The organism is Duncaniella sp., assembly GCF_029056165.1.
GTDB lineage: Bacteria > Bacteroidota > Bacteroidia > Bacteroidales > Muribaculaceae > Duncaniella.
This window is the reverse complement of record NZ_JAIDBW010000029.1, coordinates 50,951-69,324: the sequence shown is the minus strand read 5'-3', so window position 1 is coordinate 69,324 and position 18,374 is coordinate 50,951. Positions and strand designations below refer to the sequence as shown.

General features: G+C 50.7%; 12 protein-coding genes. 8 read left to right on the top strand and 4 right to left on the bottom strand.

All coding sequences use genetic code 11. From position 1 onward, the window contains the following. Positions 1–333: 333 nt before the first annotated feature. Positions 334–489: an MvaI/BcnI family restriction endonuclease gene (locus tag K2G41_RS06130; RefSeq protein ID WP_300116462.1), complete on the top strand. Its 156-nt coding sequence runs from the start codon at positions 334–336 to the stop codon at positions 487–489. An 18-nt stretch (positions 490–507) separates the two neighbouring features. On the opposite strand, the gene K2G41_RS06125 is transcribed toward K2G41_RS06130, so the two are convergent. Continuing rightward, a complete protein-coding gene (locus K2G41_RS06125) occupies positions 508–2,457 on the bottom strand; it encodes a YgiQ family radical SAM protein (protein ID WP_300116460.1) in 1,950 nt (649 codons plus the stop codon). A 57-nt stretch (positions 2,458–2,514) separates the two neighbouring features. Continuing rightward, the gene (gene uvrB, locus K2G41_RS06120; protein WP_300116458.1) at positions 2,515–4,647 is read right to left on the bottom strand and encodes an excinuclease ABC subunit UvrB; all 2,133 of its coding nucleotides are present in this window, start codon (positions 4,645–4,647) and stop codon (positions 2,515–2,517) included. Positions 4,648–4,836: 189 nt separating this feature from the next. Here uvrB and K2G41_RS06115 point away from each other — a divergent pair, with 189 nt between their 5' ends. The 7 genes from K2G41_RS06115 to K2G41_RS06085 all read left to right on the top strand — a co-directional run bounded on the left by K2G41_RS06115 (position 4,837) and on the right by K2G41_RS06085 (position 13,852). Beyond that, positions 4,837–5,523: an L-ribulose-5-phosphate 4-epimerase gene (locus K2G41_RS06115; RefSeq protein WP_300116456.1), complete on the top strand. Its 687-nt coding sequence runs from the start codon at positions 4,837–4,839 to the stop codon at positions 5,521–5,523. 548 nt (positions 5,524–6,071) lie between these two features. Next, positions 6,072–6,323, top strand: coding sequence for a hypothetical protein (locus K2G41_RS06110; protein ID WP_300116455.1), 252 nt, complete (start codon positions 6,072–6,074; stop codon positions 6,321–6,323). Between the two features lie 266 nt (positions 6,324–6,589). Next, positions 6,590–8,986: a TIM-barrel domain-containing protein gene (locus K2G41_RS06105; RefSeq protein ID WP_300116453.1), complete on the top strand. Its 2,397-nt coding sequence runs from the start codon at positions 6,590–6,592 to the stop codon at positions 8,984–8,986. Between the two features lie 194 nt (positions 8,987–9,180). Further along, positions 9,181–11,214, top strand: coding sequence for a TonB-dependent receptor (locus K2G41_RS06100; protein WP_300116451.1), 2,034 nt, complete (start codon positions 9,181–9,183; stop codon positions 11,212–11,214). A 33-nt stretch (positions 11,215–11,247) separates the two neighbouring features. Continuing rightward, positions 11,248–11,577 carry a heavy metal-associated domain-containing protein gene (locus tag K2G41_RS06095; RefSeq protein WP_300116449.1) on the top strand — a complete coding sequence of 110 codons (330 nt, stop codon included), beginning with the start codon at positions 11,248–11,250 and terminating at the stop codon, positions 11,575–11,577. A gap of 48 nt (positions 11,578–11,625) precedes the next feature. Further along, a complete protein-coding gene (locus K2G41_RS06090) occupies positions 11,626–13,221 on the top strand; it encodes a glycoside hydrolase family 43 protein (RefSeq protein WP_300116447.1) in 1,596 nt (531 codons plus the stop codon). A gap of 40 nt (positions 13,222–13,261) precedes the next feature. Continuing rightward, positions 13,262–13,852, top strand: coding sequence for a nitroreductase family protein (locus tag K2G41_RS06085; protein WP_300116445.1), 591 nt, complete (start codon positions 13,262–13,264; stop codon positions 13,850–13,852). A 134-nt stretch (positions 13,853–13,986) separates the two neighbouring features. On the opposite strand, the gene K2G41_RS06080 is transcribed toward K2G41_RS06085, so the two are convergent. Further along, positions 13,987–16,074: a M3 family metallopeptidase gene (locus tag K2G41_RS06080; protein WP_300116443.1), complete on the bottom strand. Its 2,088-nt coding sequence runs from the start codon at positions 16,072–16,074 to the stop codon at positions 13,987–13,989. Between the two features lie 82 nt (positions 16,075–16,156). Beyond that, positions 16,157–18,364: a tetratricopeptide repeat protein gene (locus K2G41_RS06075; protein WP_300116441.1), complete on the bottom strand. Its 2,208-nt coding sequence runs from the start codon at positions 18,362–18,364 to the stop codon at positions 16,157–16,159. Between the last annotated feature and the right edge of the window lie 10 nt (positions 18,365–18,374).

The window sequence follows — 18,374 nt, the reverse complement described above, 5'->3', positions numbered from 1 at the left end:
TACTCACAAAATAAGTGAACGATGCAAAAATCTGAATGTCAGATAGAAATAATCAACCGAATCCGGATTCTTAGACTCGCAAACAATGTCAGTCAGATGAGTCTTGCCAATATCCTTGATATCAGTAGCGGACTGATCGGCAACATTGAAAGTCCTAAATTTCAACATAAATATACGCTCAAGCAACTCTATGCCATAGCCAGTTACTTTAATGTTAAATTGGATTATATCTTTACCGAGGAGAATCAAACTCTGGATTCAGAAAAACTTATACAAACACTCATCGAATATGACGGATAAAGACAAAAATGTGAGAGAAGTCTTCACTTGTCAATGATGGTCGATGCAGGCGAGATCCGCTACGATATCCGCATGGGAACTTACGGGAGTGGGAAGAATATGGGTAAGCCTCATGACCACGGCAGTGGATTCAGGATCAAAGAATCCAACCTCATCAAACTCTACAGACTACATGAAATAGTCAATTGATCCTCGTATTCATGACATTTATCTCCTATATTTCTCATTTTTCGCTCCTCGATAAGGATAGGCAGCTTGAGCCGGGAAGAGTTTTTTAAGCAAGTCGGGACGGTTCATGCGCTGGAGTGAACGGGTGATGTCGGGACGGTAGGCACGGTCATACCAGAAGAAATATTTCCGCTGTGCCAGTTTCTCCTCCGGAGTAGTGGCCGTGAAAACCTTTTCGCCGGTATATGGATGATAGCCCGTATAATATATTTCCGTCGATAGTGTCATTGGCGTAGGCGTGAAATCCTGCACCTGTTCGAGATGCAGATTCAGTTCCTTGGTCTCGGCTGCAAGTTCAGCCATATCTACCTCCCGACACGCCGGATGAGAAGATATGAAATAAGGTATCAACTGCTGCTTGAGTCCGTGACGTGAATTGACGGTATCGAAGAATCGGCTGAACTCGTGATAAAGCTGGAATGAAGGCTTGCGCATCATGTTCAACACGGTATCCGATGTGTGTTCGGGGGCAACTTTCAGACGGCCGGAAACATGGGATGTGATCAGCTCCTCGTTATATCGGCGATTGGCCGCATCAATCTTTCCGTCACCGGTAGGATGCATCGAAAGGTCATAGCGCACACCGCTGCCTATGAATGATTTTTTCACTCCCTGAATGGCATCCACAGCATGATAGAGATCCAGCAGCGGACGGTGGTCAGTGTTGAGATTTGGACAGACCTTGGGATGGAGACAGGAGGGACGGAGACACTTTTCACAGACAGCAAGATTCTTTCCCCCCATACGATACATGTTCGCACTCGGACCGCCTACATCACTCAGATAGCCCTTGAAATCAGGCATCTGCGTGACCTGACGCACTTCACGCAGCACAGATTCCTTGCTTCGTGAAGCTATGAATTTTCCCTGATGTGCGGAAATTGTACAGAATGAGCACCCGCCGAAACATCCACGGTGAATATTGACCGAATGGCGGATCATATCGTAGGCTGGGATACGCTTATCCTTGTAACGCGGATGCGGCATACGCGTGTATGGGAGATCAAACGAAGCATCTATCTCACCGGTGGTCATCGGAGGATACATCGGATTGACCTTGACCCAGAAATCATCGTGACGTTGCCACAGCGTGCGTCCGTGCATCGCATTGCTCTGCTGCTCGATATGCTTGAAATTTTCGGCTTGAAGACGCTTGTCACGCCGACAATCTGAATACGGATGGAGGACTATGTCACCCTCGGCCGGAACCGCATCAGCATCAGACACACGAACCACAGTCTGGGGAAGATCTACCATCGAGCCGATAGTCTCGCCGTCGTCGAGACGCCGTGCGATCTCAAGGATGGTTTTCTCACCCATACCATAACTGATCAGATCCGCTTCGCAATCGGCGAGCAGCGAAGGGCGCAGCCTGTCCTGCCAATAGTCATAATGACTCAGACGGCGCATGGAGGCTTCGATACCGCCAGCGATGACCGGAGTGTCAGGAAAAAGCTCTTTAAGTATTTTCGAATAAACTACGGTCGGATAATCGGGGCGCGCACCATGACGACCTCCGGGTGTGTAGGCATCATCACTACGCCGGCGGCGTGCGGCGGTGTAATGATTGACCATCGAATCCATCGCTCCGGCCGAAACGCCGAAAAACAATCGCGGAGCACCGAATTTCTTGAAATCACGCAGATCATCCTGCCAGTTTGGCTGTGGCACTATGGCCACATTATAGCCCGCAGCCTGAAGCACCCGTCCGAGGACAGCCACACCGAAAGAGGGATGATCCACGTATGCATCACCCGTGAACAGCACCACATCCACGTGATCCCAGCCCAAAGCTTTCATCTCCTTCACGCTCGTCGGGAGATAGCGGTCAATCGGAGGATATGGCAGACGGATAGCCGTCTGTGGCTGCTGTTTGCCATTTATTTTCGGTGTCTCGGATTTATCTTGTGTTCTTTTGACTTGCTTCATAGTTTTTTGTCGGAAAGGGATAAAAAGTCCGTTCGGACAGTCAGATCAGATTTGCGCTTATTCACTCTTCGTTTCAGTGGCGTTACTTTCAGCAGGCATGTTTGCCAGATGCTCCTCCATAGCCAAGACCTCATCACGCAGCCTCGCAGCCTCGATAAAGTCCATACGCTTGGCCGCATCGACCATCTCCAGTCTGCGCTTGGTGATAAGTTTCTGCAACGCCTCGGCCGACAGATACGGCATGACAGGATCAGCGGCAAGATTGACCTTTGTGCTGTATTCCTCCGCGTAGGGTACCGGAGCTTTCGAGCGGCCGGTCTTCTGCTGCTTTGTCGATGCCGAAGCGGATGCACGCGAACGTGCTGCCTTGAGGTTGTCAGCAGTCTCGTCATCAGTCTCAAGCCCTATTATAGAATTGCGCGCCTTGATGATAGCCTGAGGCGTGATTCCGTGCTCCTCATTGTAGGCAAGTTGCACCGCACGGCGACGTGCCGTCTCATCGATGGTCTGCTGCATGGAATCGGTGATCTTGTCGGCATACATGATGACAGTACCGTTAAGATTTCGCGCCGCACGTCCTACGGTCTGAGTCAGCGAACGGTGACTGCGCAGGAAGCCTTCCTTGTCGGCATCGAGGATAGCCACGAGCGACACTTCCGGTAGGTCAAGACCTTCACGGAGAAGATTGACACCCACAAGCACATCAAACTCGCCCGCCCGCAGACCGTCGAGAATCTTTATTCGGTCAAGCGTATCGACATCGCTGTGGATATAGGCAGTCTTTATGCGCAGACGTGTGAGATAGTCGTTGAGCTCCTCGGCCATACGTTTGGTGAGAGTCGTGACAAGCACGCGTTCATCACGCTCTATGCGTTCGTTGATCTCATGCAAAAGGTCGTCGATCTGATTCAACGACGGGCGAACTTCTATAACCGGATCGAGAAGGCCGGTGGGACGGATGATCTGCTCGACCACCACACCCTCACACTTTTCAAGCTCGTAGTCAGCAGGAGTGGCACTCACGTAAAGCACCTGCGGTGTGAGCCGTTCGAACTCCTCGAATTTAAGCGGACGGTTGTCGAGTGCGGCCGGGAGACGGAAACCATACTCCACGAGATTCATCTTTCGTGAAAGGTCACCGCCATACATCGCCCTGCACTGCGGCAGAGTCACATGGCTCTCGTCGATTATGGTCAGGAAGTCCTTCGGGAAATAATCGAGCAGGCAGAAAGGCCGCATTCCCGGCTGACGCCCGTCGAAATAACGGCTGTAGTTCTCGATACCCGAACAATGGCCTACCTCACGAAGCATCTCGACATCGTAGGTCACACGCTCAAGCAGGCGTTTCGCCTCAAGTTCCTTTGCCTCGTGCATGAAATAGTTGTACTGTTCACCCAGATCAAGCTCAATCTGTCCGATGGCCGACCCCATGCGTTCAGGGGAAGTCACGAAAAGGTTGGCAGGATAGATCTGAAAGACATCGTGTGAGCCAAGCGACGTATTGTCGGAAGGATGGATGGTCTTGATCGACTCGATCTCGTCACCCCAGAAAGTCACACGGACTATGATTTCCTCGTATGCGAGGCGTATATCAACGGTGTCACCCTTCACGCGGAAAGTTCCACGCGAGAGTTCCATTTCGTTGCGCGAATACAGCGACCCCACGAGCGAGCGCAAAAACTTATTGCGCGTTATCTTCTGCCCTACTTTCACTGTCACGACATTACTGTCGAAATCCTCCGGATTACCCATACCGTAGAGACACGAGACGGATGAAACCACCACAACATCCTTCCTGCCCGAAAGCAGCGCGGATACAGTGGCGAGACGCAGTTTCTCGATCTCGTCATTGATCATGAGATCCTTTTCGATATACTTATCGACCGTCGGGATATAGGCTTCCGGTTGATAATAGTCGTAATATGACACGAAATATTGCACCGAGTTGTTAGGGAAAAATCCCTTGAACTCGCTGTAGAGCTGCGCCGCGAGGGTCTTGTTATGGCTTAGGATTAGTGTGGGTTTTTCAATCTGTGCTATGACGTTAGCCATCGTGAACGTCTTGCCCGAACCGGTCACACCGAGGAGGGTCTGCGCCTTCTCCCCGGCCTTGATTCCAGCCACAAGTTGCTCAATGGCCTGTGGCTGATCACCCGTCGGTTTATATTGTGAAGATAACTGGAAATTCATAACTTACAAAGGTAGTAAATTATCCCATTATTTCCAATAGACTGATTTCTCTCTTAGCTTATTTTTGCATATCTCCGCAATTATGACTATTTTTGGGACGGACTTTGCTGAGAGTGGTTGCGAGATTCCTTCTGCAGCACTTGATAGAACATCCCGATCTTCCAACTAACAAAAAATATATTACTGACAATGCTTGAAGAACTTAAAGAAAAAGTGTTCCGGGCCAATCTTGATCTCGTGAAACACGGCCTCGTCATCTACACATGGGGCAACGTATCAGGTATCGATCCTGAAACCCGTCTCGTGGTCATCAAACCCAGCGGTGTAGATTACGACAATATGAAGGCTGAGGATATGGTTGTGGTTGACCTTGACGGCAACATCGTAGAGGGTAATCTCCGTCCCTCATCCGACACTCCTACCCATCTCGCGCTCTACCGCGCTTTCCCTGAGATCGGCGGTGTGGTCCACACTCACTCAACCTACGCTACAGCTTGGGCTCAGGCAGGTATCGACCTTCCCAATATCGGAACTACCCACGCTGATTATTACCATCACGCCATCCCCTGCACCCCAGACATGACCGAAGCTGAAGTGATGGGTGACTACGAACTTGAGACCGGAAACGTCATCATCAAGCGTTTCGAGGGCATGAACCCCATGCACACTCCCGGAGTGCTCGTGAAGAACCACGGTCCTTTCACTTGGGGCAAAAGTCCTGCCGATGCCGTTCACAACGCAGTGGTGCTCGAACAGGTAGCTAAAATGGCCTACATTGCATACGGGGTCAATCCCAACCTCACGATGAATCCCCTCCTCATCGAGAAGCACTACAACCGCAAGCACGGTCCGGGCGCATATTACGGCCAGAACTGATCAGAACTTATTTTCTAATTAACTCACTCCCGATTGCCGTCTGCCAGACTGGCAACCGGGATTTTTTATGAGGTAGAAACATTCCCTTATTCAATCCACAATGTTTGCGTGAATCTGACAAATAGATTAACTTTACTGAAAATTAATCTTCTCATTAAAATCAAGACTTAACTGGCATGATCAATAATAAAAGTAAGTTGGCAAAGTGGAAATTCATTATCGGATTTCTCATTTTTATCGGGATTTTCAGTGTAATCATTGTTATCGTAAACCGAATCCTTCGTGATAACGGTTTAGCTTCATCCTATACCCTGATATTATTATCGGCCATCACTCTTTATGTTTATTATAGAGCTTGGAAATGGACATGCCGTAAATTGGATCGGTTTGGATCAGATGTCCAATCATCGGAGGCTTGAAACGCTAAAGTCAACTCACAGTTCCAGCCATCTGTTTGAGCGAATAAATGTTATCGTAGTTTAAACTATTCCAATCACCCGGACGTTTAAATAAAAAACTCTAATCGATAACTCAAATCCCCAGCAAACATGGACATCCAAGAAATCCTCGCCCAACTCAAGGAAAAATTCGGTGACTCATTCGATATCTCTAAAGTCACAAGCGTTCTTCAAGGTCTCGACCTTAAAAATATTTCCTTGCCCGATATCATTTCAAAGCTTCATGCAGACGGTCTGCTCAGCAGTGTAGGCAATCTCAATATCGACAGCGTCAAGGACAACGTCATTGACGGTCTTAAAAGTAAGGCCGGTGGCATGTTAGGTGGTATATTCGGCAAATAAGTCTTGATGTCTTATCGTTTTCAATAAATTATTATCGGCTTCGCATCAAATTTGAATTGCGAAGCCGATTTGCTTTTTCGACAATACCCTAATCTTTAAATCAGCAGTGGGACGGCCATCTTTGCAGGTATCTTTGCCACGATGGAATTATCCGAGGACGCCTAACCGTTTGTTGTTTATCAGAAATTTCACTAACTTTGTGAAGCGTAAAAATTTATCAGGGAATCCTACATTTCTAAAATTCAAACTTACACTTCCAATCAGATATGAAAATCATCGGTTCTGCCAAATTGACGGGAACGTTGGCGTTGATCTTTGCCTCCCAACTATTCACCCCGCATGCCTCGGCCCAGACATCTTCGGCACGTATTGAACTTACGACACCTTCAGGCCGACAGGTGACAGTTGTCCCCGTCACCGACAATATCATCAAAGTTACAAACTGTCTCCCCGGCGAGGAGATCAAGCCGTCAGCGGCTTCCGTACTCACCGGATCAACGGCCAAAGCAACCATAAGCACCTCACCCCGAATAGCCCTCATGACCACCGGTAGCGGCATAGTTGTGCGTGTGGATAGCGTAAGCGGTGCAGTCGATATCAACGCCGGTGCAAACAAAGCGGTGAGCGATCCCGGCCTCCGCACAGATGCGGATGGACAACCCACGATCTCACTCTCGACAATGGGCACAGGATCGTTTTACGGAGCTGGCGAGAGAGGTCACAGTTTCAATCTCGCCGGTGACACCCTTGTTATGTACAACCGTCAGAACTACGGCTACACCGCCGGTGATCCACGAATAAATCAAATGAATATCACCATGCCACTCTTCATTTCGTCCAACGGCTACTCCGTCGTATTCGATGACTACGCCGCAGCCCGCATGGTGATGTCAAATCCCATAGTCTATACGTCTGAATCGCGCACTCCGATCTCCTATTACTTCATAAACGGCGCGGGAACGCTTGCCGACGCCACACGCCAACTCTCTGCCCTCACAGGCCGTCAGGATCTTCCTCCATTCTGGTCCTTGGGCTACATAACATCGAAATACGGTTACCGCACTCAGGACGAGACAACAGGCGTGGTTGACACCCTCCGCCGTGCAGGCTATCCTGTAGATGGCATAGTCCTCGACCTTTACTGGTATGGCAAGGAACAAGATATGGGACGCCTCGAATGGGATCCCGTCCAGTGGCCTGACCATAAGAAAATGCTTGCCGACCTGAAGAAGAAGGGTGTCAACACAGTAATCATCTCCCAACCTTACATCCTCCGTAACTCCAACGGTCTTGCAAACTACAACGAACTCGCCTCGAAAGGTCTCCTCCTCAAGGACTCGACCGGCAATCCGCAGGAAGTGACCATCTGGGTGGGAGAAGGAGGTATGTTTGACATGGCCAACCCCGAAACACGCAAATGGCTTGCTGACCGCTACCGCACGCTGACCCAAGAAGGTGTAGGCGGTTGGTGGGGCGACCTCGGCGAACCCGAAGTTCATCCTGAGACCGGCCTGCATGCCAATGGTCTCACCACGCGTGAATATCACAACCAGTATGGCAACGACTGGAGTCAGGTCATATATGACATGTTCAAATCCGATTTCCCCGACACACGTCTCATGACAATGATGCGCGGCGGTACTACCGGTCTCCAGCGTTACAGTGTCTTTCCGTGGTCAACAGACGTGTCGCGTTCGTGGGGAGGACTGCAGCCGCAGATCACCATAATGCTCAACTCTGGCCTCAGCGGTCTCGGCTATATGAGCCACGACGTAGGCGGATTTGCTATTGATGAGAACCACCCCTACGATCCGGAACTCTATGTGCGCTGGCTTCAGCTCGGACTCTTCTCCCCTATTCTCCGCACCCACGCGCAGGCCACAGCCGAACCCTACAAATATCCTGATCAACAGGATATAATCCTTCCGCTCATTAAGGAACGCTACCGCTGGCTACCATATAACTACACTCTGGCCTACGAAAACGCCTCGCAGGGTCAGCCACTCGTCCGTCCTCTTAACTTCTATGCGACCGGAAGCGGGAAGTATGACGATATAACTGACGAATACCTCTGGGGACGCGACCTCCTCGTAGCTCCGGTGCTTACACCTGCCACGACAGAGCGTCAGATCATTTTTCCCGACGGTCTTTGGGTGGATTACAACAATCCGGCCAAGTTCTATCATGGTGGAGACACTATCACCTATCCTGCACCGCTCTCCGTACTTCCGCTTTTCGTACGTGCCGGAGCATTCCTCCCGCAAGCTGATTATGACATGGAATCGACTGGCGACTACCGCACAGACCGCTACACAGTCAACTATTATCCCTACCTCGGCCAATCGGAATACGTGATGTATGAAGATGACCGCCAATCAACCTCATCACTCGCTGACAAAGCTTACTCACTCATAACGTTCCGAGGTGAGGCATCAGTCGAGGGTATCAACATTCATGTCAGCTCTGAGGGGACTTATCCCGGTGCACCTGCCGTCAAGACAATGACCTTCAAGATCCACCTTCTCGATGTCCGTCCCAATGAAATCACTGTTGATGGCAGGAAGCTTTCGAAAGGAGTATGGAAATATGATCCCGCAACAGCCACAGTGACCATAAATACCAAATGGACGGTGGCGCAACCTCTCGACATAGAGATCCGCTGATCCAAAACATTTATTGTCAAGTAACTCTTAATAATCCGAGCGATGTCGGTCAAGTCACCATGTATAGTGACGTAACCGCATCGCTCTTATTCTTTCTCCTTAGCTCCATGCTATCCGTCACTCCATAAACATTAATTTTATCACGGAAATTTCGTAACTTCGCGGTGGATTTGAAAGCATTGACACAGAAACTGATGAAACCAAACACAGATAGACTTCACACGCTCCTCCTCGCACTGACATGCGGAATTTCAGCCTTGGCACAGAACCCATCACCGGAAGTGCCCGACTCCCTGACGACCGATCTTCAGGAAGTCGTCGTCACCGAACGCCGTACGCTCGGTAAACTGCGCGGGACTTCTCTCAACACTGAAGTCATCTCCGCGTCGGATCTAAAACGCGCGGCCTGCTGTAACCTTGGAGAAAGTTTTACAACAAACCCGTCAGTCGATGTCAGCTACAGCGATGCAGCCACCGGAGCGCGTCAGATAAAACTTCTCGGACTTTCAGGAAGCTATGTGCAGATGCTTACAGAAAACATTCCGAACTTCCGAGGGGCTGCCGGTCCATTCGGCCTCGGCTACATAGCCGGTCCGTGGATGCAGTCCATTCAGGTGTCCAAGGGCGCGAGTTCGGTAAAAAACGGCTATGAATCCATCACCGGACAGATCAACGTCGAGATGAAGAAACCTCAGCTTGATCCGAGTCTCTCGGCCAACCTCTATGCTGACCATCTCGGTAAGGTCGAAGGAAATTTCGACGGCAATATCCATCTCGGCGACAAATGGAGCACCGCGATCCTGCTTCATGGCGAGAACTCTTTCAAATCTCATGATGAAAATGACGACGGCTTTGCCGACGCTCCGCGTATCCGCCAGTTTGCCGGGATGAACCGCTGGGCTTACCTCGGTCGAAACTATGTCTTTCAGGCAGCTGTCAAATATCTTGATGAGCATAGGAAAAGCGGACAGATAGCCCACGGTCAGCATTATTCAGATCCCTACATCATAAATATCGACACCCGCCGTGTAGAAGCCTTCACGAAAAATGCCTACATTTTTGATCGTGACAACGACGGAAATGTAGCCATGATCGCTTCTATGAGCTTTCATGATCAGAATTCGGATTACGGACGCAAGCTCTACGATGTGATCCAGCGGGAAGCCTATGTCTCAGCCATGTTCGAGCGCAAATGGAATGATCTTCATGCCCTCTCGGCAGGACTCAGCATGGTCTATGACAATTACCGTCAGCATCTGCGCGCGGTCAACGATCTCTCCGCTCCCGTCAATGATATTGACAGCCATGAAATGACATACGGCGGTTACGGTCAATACACTCTCAACATTGACAACCGTCTCATAGCTATGGGCGGTGTGAGACTCGACCACAGTTCGCTTTACGGTATGATGTTCACGCCGCGTCTCCATGTCCGCTACAACATCATGGATCCACTGTCAGTGCAATTGTCAGCCGGACGAGGCTACCATTCGCCTCATCCGCTTGCCGAGTATCATTACCTCCTTGCATCATCACGCCGGCTCGTTATCGAAAAAGATCTCAAGCAGGAAAGCGCGTGGAATTTCGGCACAGGCGTGACCTCATCACTGCGCCTGTGGGGGAAATCACTCGGATTGTCAGCGGAGTATTATTACACCCGCTTCGCCAACCAACTCCTGCTCAACCTTGACGCAGATCCTCATGCAGCCATCATCGGAAATCTCGGTGGTCGCTCATATTCACACACATTTCAGGTCGAGGCGAGTTACAACATTCTTTCCGATCTAAACCTGACAGCTGCCTACCGTCTGACCGACGTTAAAGCAAACTACGGTGACGGAATGCGCCATAAGCCTCTGACATCGCGCAACAAAGGTCTCATCACGCTTGGCTACACACCCGATATGGGACTGTGGCAACTCGACATCACCTGTGCCATCAACGGCAGTGGCCGCAATCCCGATCCATACCGCACGGCTGACGGGGCATTGTCGTGGAGCGAACGCTACCATCCATACGCACAACTCAACGCACAGCTTACGCGCAACTTCCGTCACTGGAGCATCTACATCGGCGGCGAGAATCTGACGGGCTACCGACAGAAACACCCCATCATATCGGCATCAGATCCGTGGGGACCAGACTTCGATGCGACAATGGTCCACACCCCTATCCACGGCGCGATGATCTACGCCGGTCTCCGCTACAACTTCACAAAATATCTCTAAGCTTTAACCATAAACACTAAACTACAAATTGATATGAAACGTCTCCTTAGCATCGCTCTCCTACTCATGACCCTCTGTGTGGGTGCAAGCGCGAAGAAACCCAATCAGGCTACCGCAGTATTCACCGTAATGCCCAAAATGTCATGTGAAAACTGCGAGAAAAAGATCAAATCCAATCTGCGTTTTGAAAAGGGTGTCAAATCCATCGACACCTCACTCTCCGGCCAGACTGTAAAGGTGGACTATAACCCCGAAAAGACCTCGGTTGAAGCCATACAGAAAGGATTTGCAAAAATCGGCTACTCTGCAACAGAAGTAACCGCGTGTGACGACAGTAACAACAAACCGGCTGAAAAGAAATAAGCCGTCTGTCCTACCCAATCCATCACTTATCCTTAAAAACCTTATTTCATGAAAACTTTACAGGCACTAGCGATCGGTCTCCTGCTCACCATGCCGCGACTGAATGCAGCTGGTTATGACAATCCCGTTATACCCGGTTTTCACCCAGATCCGTCAGTCGTGGCCGTAGGTGATGATTTCTATCTTGTCAACTCATCGTTCTGCTATTTTCCCGGCGTACCTATCTATCACAGCAAGGATCTCGTCAACTGGCGGCAGATCGGCCATGTGCTCGACAGGGAGAGTCAGCTGAGTCTCAAGGAAGCCAATGTCTGGGGTGGTATCTATGCTCCGACCATACGCTATGACAACGGTCGTTTCTACATGATCACCACCAATGTCTCCAACCGTGGCAACTTCCTTGTCCACACCACCGATCCGGCCAAAGGATGGAGCGATCCGGTGTGGCTCAAGCAGGAAGGTATCGATCCGTCGCTGTACTTCGAGGATGGCCGTTGCTACATGGTCAGTAATCCCGACAACGGAATCACACTGTGTGAGATAGATCCGCTCACCGGCGAACAGCTCACTGAAAGCCGGAGGATCTGGGATGGTACTGGCGGACGATATCCGGAAGCACCCCACATCTACAAAAAAGACGGCTGGTACTATCTGCTGATTGCGGAAGGTGGTACGGAAATGGGCCACGGTGTCACCATAGCGCGCAGCAAGGACATTTACGGTCCTTACACACCCAATCCGTCAAACCCGATACTGACCCATTTCAACCGCGCCGGACAATATAATCCCATTCAGGGAACAGGCCATGCAGATCTCGTCCAAGCTCCCGACGGATCATGGTGGCTCGTATGTCTGGCATTCCGTCAGCAGAACGGAGCTCATCATCTGCTTGGACGCGAAACCTATCTCGCTCCGGTAAGATGGGACAAGGATGCATGGCCGGTAGTCAACGGCAACGGAACTATAGATCTCACGATGGATGTCCCTACGCTCCCACTTCAGCCCTCCGCACCTGCGGAGCCGCGCGATGATTTTGACGGCCCAGACTTCGGATTTGAATGGGTGTGGTTGAGAAACCCCGACATGACCAACTATTCACTTGACAACGGTCAACTCAGGGTAAAGGCTACAGACGTGACCCTCGACAACCGTAAGTCATCTCCGTCATTGATCCTGCGCCGGCAGGAACATATCAATTTCACGGCTGTAACGAAAGTGAGTCTTGAAGATGCACCCGTCGGGATGGAAGCAGGTATAAGCATATTCGCATCCGAACAGTCGCACTACGATCTTTTCCTGACACGTCAGAAAAACGGGAGCAAAGCCGTAGAGCTTCGCTACCGTCTCAACGAACTCACTCACTACGAACCAATCGTCCCGCTCCCCGACGGTTGCTCGACTGTCGAGCTTAAAGTCACGGCCTCTCCGAATACCTATAGGTTTGCCTGCTCGTTTGATGGCGGGAATACCTATACCGTTATCGCCGACATGAACACCCGCTATCTCTCCACGGAGACCGCCGGAGGTTTCACCGGTACGTTCATCGGTCTGTTCGCAACTTCTCCCTCCGGACAAGGTGAAGCTGTGTTCGATTACTTCGACTATCTCCCGGAGACAGGCTATACCACTCCTTCTAAAAAATGATCTCCTTACAATTTCGCACCCTATAAACTGATTACGCACCATGACCACCTTCGATGAACTGAAAGCCCTGCTTGCAAGTGACCGCAGCTACCGCCGTTTCGATGCCTCGCGTCCGATAGCCAATGACACACTGAGCCGCCTCGTAGAACTAGTTCGTTTCTGTCCATCCGCAAGAAACCTCCAGCCATTACGTTACAGGATTATCTGCTCGAAAGATGAATGTGCCGCTCTATTTCCCGCACTTAAATGGGCCGGTTATCTCACTGACTGGGATGGTCCGGAAGAGCATGAACGTCCGACTGCCTATCTTATCCAATGTCTTGACACACGCCTTACAACCAACTGTCTTTGTGACGACGGTCTTCAGCTTGAAGCTATAACTCTCGGAGCATCTACTCTTGGAATCCACGGCTGCATCATAAAGGCTTTCAATGCTGCAACCGTAAGCACTGTGTCAAATCTCCCCGACTATTATAAACCGCTCTACGTGCTTGCTCTCGGCTATCCGGCCGAAACAGTGGAGCTGACTGACACGGACGGCACAATGGATGCGGACATCCGCTATTACCGCGACGAAAACGACCACCACATCGTCCCGAAACGCCCCTTGGATGAATTGATCATCGGATAATTTATCCATGCATATCAATAATAGATAAATCCAAAGATCATATAAACGCCGTGTGATTTCAGATTTCGAAAATCACACGGCGTTTATATGATCTTTGGATGATTAATACTCAGCTAATATCACATGGCATTCGTTTACTTGTCCAGCGGCTGAGAGAGTTTGCCGGATTTTGGAGTTTCGGGGGTGATGCCGTCGCGTTCAAGGAGCGCGTCTATCGAAGCATCCTTGCCACGGAAACGACGATAAAGTACATCGGGATCTTCAGTGCCACCTCGCATCAGGATGTTTCGACGGAAAGAATCAGCTGTCTCGCTGTCGAAAATTCCATTCTCCTTGAAATGAGCGAACGCGTCGGCATCAAGCACTTCCGCCCACTTGTAGCTATAGTAACCGGCGGCATATCCTCCGGAGAAGATATGTGAGAAAGTGCTGCCGGTAACCGAACCCTCGATAGGATCAAACATGGCGACGGATGCACCGGCTTCCTGCTCGAATTTCGCGGGATCATCCACGGGAGATGTGATGCTGTGCCATGCCATGTCGATAAGGCCGAAGTTGAGCTGACGCAGACATGCGTATGCCGCCCCAAACTGTGAGGAACTTACAATCTGCTTCACAAGATCCTCCGGAATAGCCTCGCCAGTCTGATAGTGGCGGGCGAAACCGTCAAGGAATTCCTTTTCGGTAAGATAATTCTCATTGAACTGCGAGGGAAGCTCTACGAAGTCACGGAGCACGTTAGTTCCTGAAAGGGAAGCATACTTAGTGCTTGCGAAAAGACCGTGCAAAGCATGTCCGAACTCATGCAGGAATGTCTCGACTTCATACGGAGTGAGAAGCGAGGGCTTCGATCCGGTCGGCTTGGTGAAATTCATCACGATAGTGACATGGGGACGCACGACAGTGCCGTCAGGCTTGATCTCCTCGCTCTTGAATTCGGTCATCCATGCTCCCGGACGCTTGCTCGAACGCGGGAAGAAATCAGTATAGATCACACCGAGGAACGAACCGTCGCGGTCAATAACGTCAAAGGTAGTTACATCGGGATGATAGACGGGAATATCGGGATTCTTCTTGAACGTCACACCGTAGAGACGGGTGGCGAGACCGAACACACCGTCGATGACATTGTTCAGCTCAAAATACGGACGCAATTTCTCCTCATCGTAGGCATACTTGGCGTTTTTCAGCTTATTGGAATAGTAGCTGTAGTCCCAAGGCTGGATCTCCATTTTCTTGCCCTCAAGTTTCGACGCATAGTCAGTCAATTCGGCAAACTCAGCCTTCTGAGCGGGAATGTAGGCATCGCGGAGCGAATTTAGAAGCCCATAGACATTCTCAGGCTTCTTAGCCATGGTCTTTTCAAGTACATAGTGGGCGTAGGTCGGATAACCGAGGAGATTCGCAATCTTCATGCGTGTCTCGGCAATCTCCTTCATGACAGGAAGATTATTGTACTCACCCTTGACGTTGCGCCCGGTGTAGAGACGATACATCTTTTCACGAAGATCACGACGGTCACTATACTTCATGAAAGCCATATAGACAGGTTGATCGAGAGTGAAGAGATATTCACCATCACGCCCCTTCTCCTTAGCGGCAAGCGAGGCCGCTTCGACAGAACTTTCGGGAAGTCCGGCAAGGTCATCGGCTGTGAGCCATATCTCGTAGGTGTTCATCTCCTTCAGCACATTCTGTCCGAAGCGTGTGGTCAGTTCGCTCAGACGGCTGGACAGGCGCGAATAAGTCTCGCGGTCCTCACCTTCGAGCAGTGCACCGTTACGCACAAATGAATCGTATGTTCTCTTGAGAAGCATACTGTCCTCCTTGGCGAGATTGTAGTCGGCACGATGGTCATAGACATGCTTCACACGTTCCCAAAGGCCCTTATTGAGTGACACCGAAGTGGAATAGTCCGAAAGCCGGGGAGTGATCTTCATCGAAAGATCCATCATGGCATCGTCACTCATGGCCGAAAGCAGAGGATCAAATACGAGGAGCACGCGGTTGAGATCCGCATCGGCATTTTCGAGAGCGACAATCGTATTGTCGAATGTCGGGGCATCCGGATTGTTGACTATGGCATCGACAGCCTCAAGGCCGAGACGAATTCCACGGTCAATGGCCGGCTCATAGTCGGCAAAACTTATCTTGTCAAACGGAGCAGCTCCGTGGGGTGCGGAAGTGAACTCCTGAAAAAATGGATTTTGAGCTTGAATCATAATACTTGCAGCGGCAAAAGCCGATAAAAGGATTTTACGCATATTCTGTTTATAAAATGTGAATTGACCGGTTCAGAATGGTTCAGACTTTATGTCCGAGGGAAGCGGATCGGAGGATAGCCTCATCAAATATCAGTCCGAGTGTCAAGGGATCGATAGCCTTGAGGCCACTATAGGTCTCCATATCCTCCCTCATCGTCCTGACAAAGTTACCGACCTCGAAATTATCGGCGGCGATAGACTCGGCATAACGGCGGACACCCTCGTCAAGATTTCCTGATAGAATCTCAAGATGTCCGGCATTAAGGAAATCGGTCGCCGACGGATCGCGCGACAGGACATGACCGGAGTAACGGCGTCCCTTTTCGATATCTCCCTCAAGGAGCGCGCATCTGACAAGCGGACGCGACGTCCGGTCAGACTCACCCTGCAGAAATTCAACCTTATGGAGCAGATTCACCGCATCGGAGATCTGTCCAGCCTCCAGATGGCAGAGAGCAAGATTCTGGGCTATGGCAGCATCATCCGGCTCAGCCGCGGCGATACGCGAATAGTACTCAACAGCCTTCTTCCAGTCACGCACGTTGCGATAACAGTTAGCCAGACGCCTGATGGTCCAGCGGCTTTCAGAATTCAACAGTTCGCTCTGCTCGTAGTACATGATAGCCTTATCAACAGCTCCGAGCATCTGCATGCAATAGCCCATCTTCTGATATAGCTGGGCCGTAGGGGGGACTTTCTCAGAGAGACGCAGGAACACATCGAACGCATCCGCAAAATGCCTGTGGCGGAAATAAAATTCGCCTACGAGCAGCAGTGTGTCCGTATCATCGAAAATGTCCGCGAGAAGCGGGACGGTCACGAGATTAAGCGTGGTGGCAAACGGATCGGAAAACTCGCCCTTACGGCGGAAGAGACGGAAAAATCTGTAGATATCCTGCACGTACTTACCCGCCATGCGTTCGCGGCCTTTGAGCGACTGATCAAGATCACCCATGCTCATGGCAGCCATCTGTGCGGAATTGGCTTTAAGCTGTGCAGACATCATCTGTTTCTGCGCCTCCGGGACTTGCGAGAGGGAGAGAATGACTGAATACTTATCGCTATTGCAGAACACGGGCGCACCACCTATCACATCGGCAAGCATACGAACCGAAGCGTCGTTACTTCCAGCTATCAAGGAGTGATCGGTATGGAAAGGCAGGAACCAGTTGGCGATATCGTTGAAGAATGGGAATGTCTTCAGCTTGCTGAACGTCACCATCATCACGTCGCCCCCGTCCTCCTGTATCTCCTGAAGTTCTTTCAGTTTATCAGCTACACCGGACTTGTCAATCAGCTCAGCCCACTCTGGATTCTCCTCCATTGATTCAGGATCAACAGGCATCGAACCGAGTTTTTCAAGCTCAGGCTGAAGCTTCATCATTTCGGGTATGACCTCATCGGTCAGTTTACGGCCTATGCGCTCAGTATCACGGGCACGTATGAACTGCAGTAACGCCATCTTGACATCCTTATTCCATCCGGGCATCTCACGCAGTGAATCGAAACGACGCACGAGCGAAGGCGAGAAAGGACGGTCACGCTGCATCGACATGACGATCAGTAACGAACAGAGAGCGCGTACCGACAGTTCACTATCATCCGAGCCGTAGGCATCCATCAGCAGACGCAGGCGTTTTTCATCCGGATACTCCATCTGACCGAGCATTACGGACGAAACCACAAGCTGCTTGAAATGGCGCGGAAGCGAGATATCGGTCAGCAGTGCGCCTATTGCAGCCGCATCATCGACAGATAGCGGATAGGTGGTCCATATCTGATTGAAGATCTGTTTTTCAAGATCCTCGGCACGTTGCGTGAATTCCTTACCGGCCTTTTCGACATCCTCTGTCAGCATGGCCATCTGCAGACGGCGGTTCACCCTCCGGTATTCATCGAGAAGCGAGGCGATATTTATATCGGGACGCATCCGCTGATAGCGGAGAGTGTTGAAATAGAGAGTTGGAGCATCCTCAAGACGTGAACGCCGGTGAAGCTCATCGGCAAGAGTCCTTATGTCGGCAAGGATTGACGCATAGAGTTCCGGGCGTGCCGGATCGGGCATACCTTTTAGAGCGTAGTGCGTCATGAACCGGTAGCTCTCGCGCAGACGCGATGTGGCCGAACGGAGTTCGGGACTTGCGCCGAGCGTAGCGGCGGCATTATCAATCAGGTCAAGGGCATCATTGACACGACGCTGTGACAGCAGCCGCTCAATATCCTTGGAAATGTCTATATGGTGATTCATAGGCTTGGGT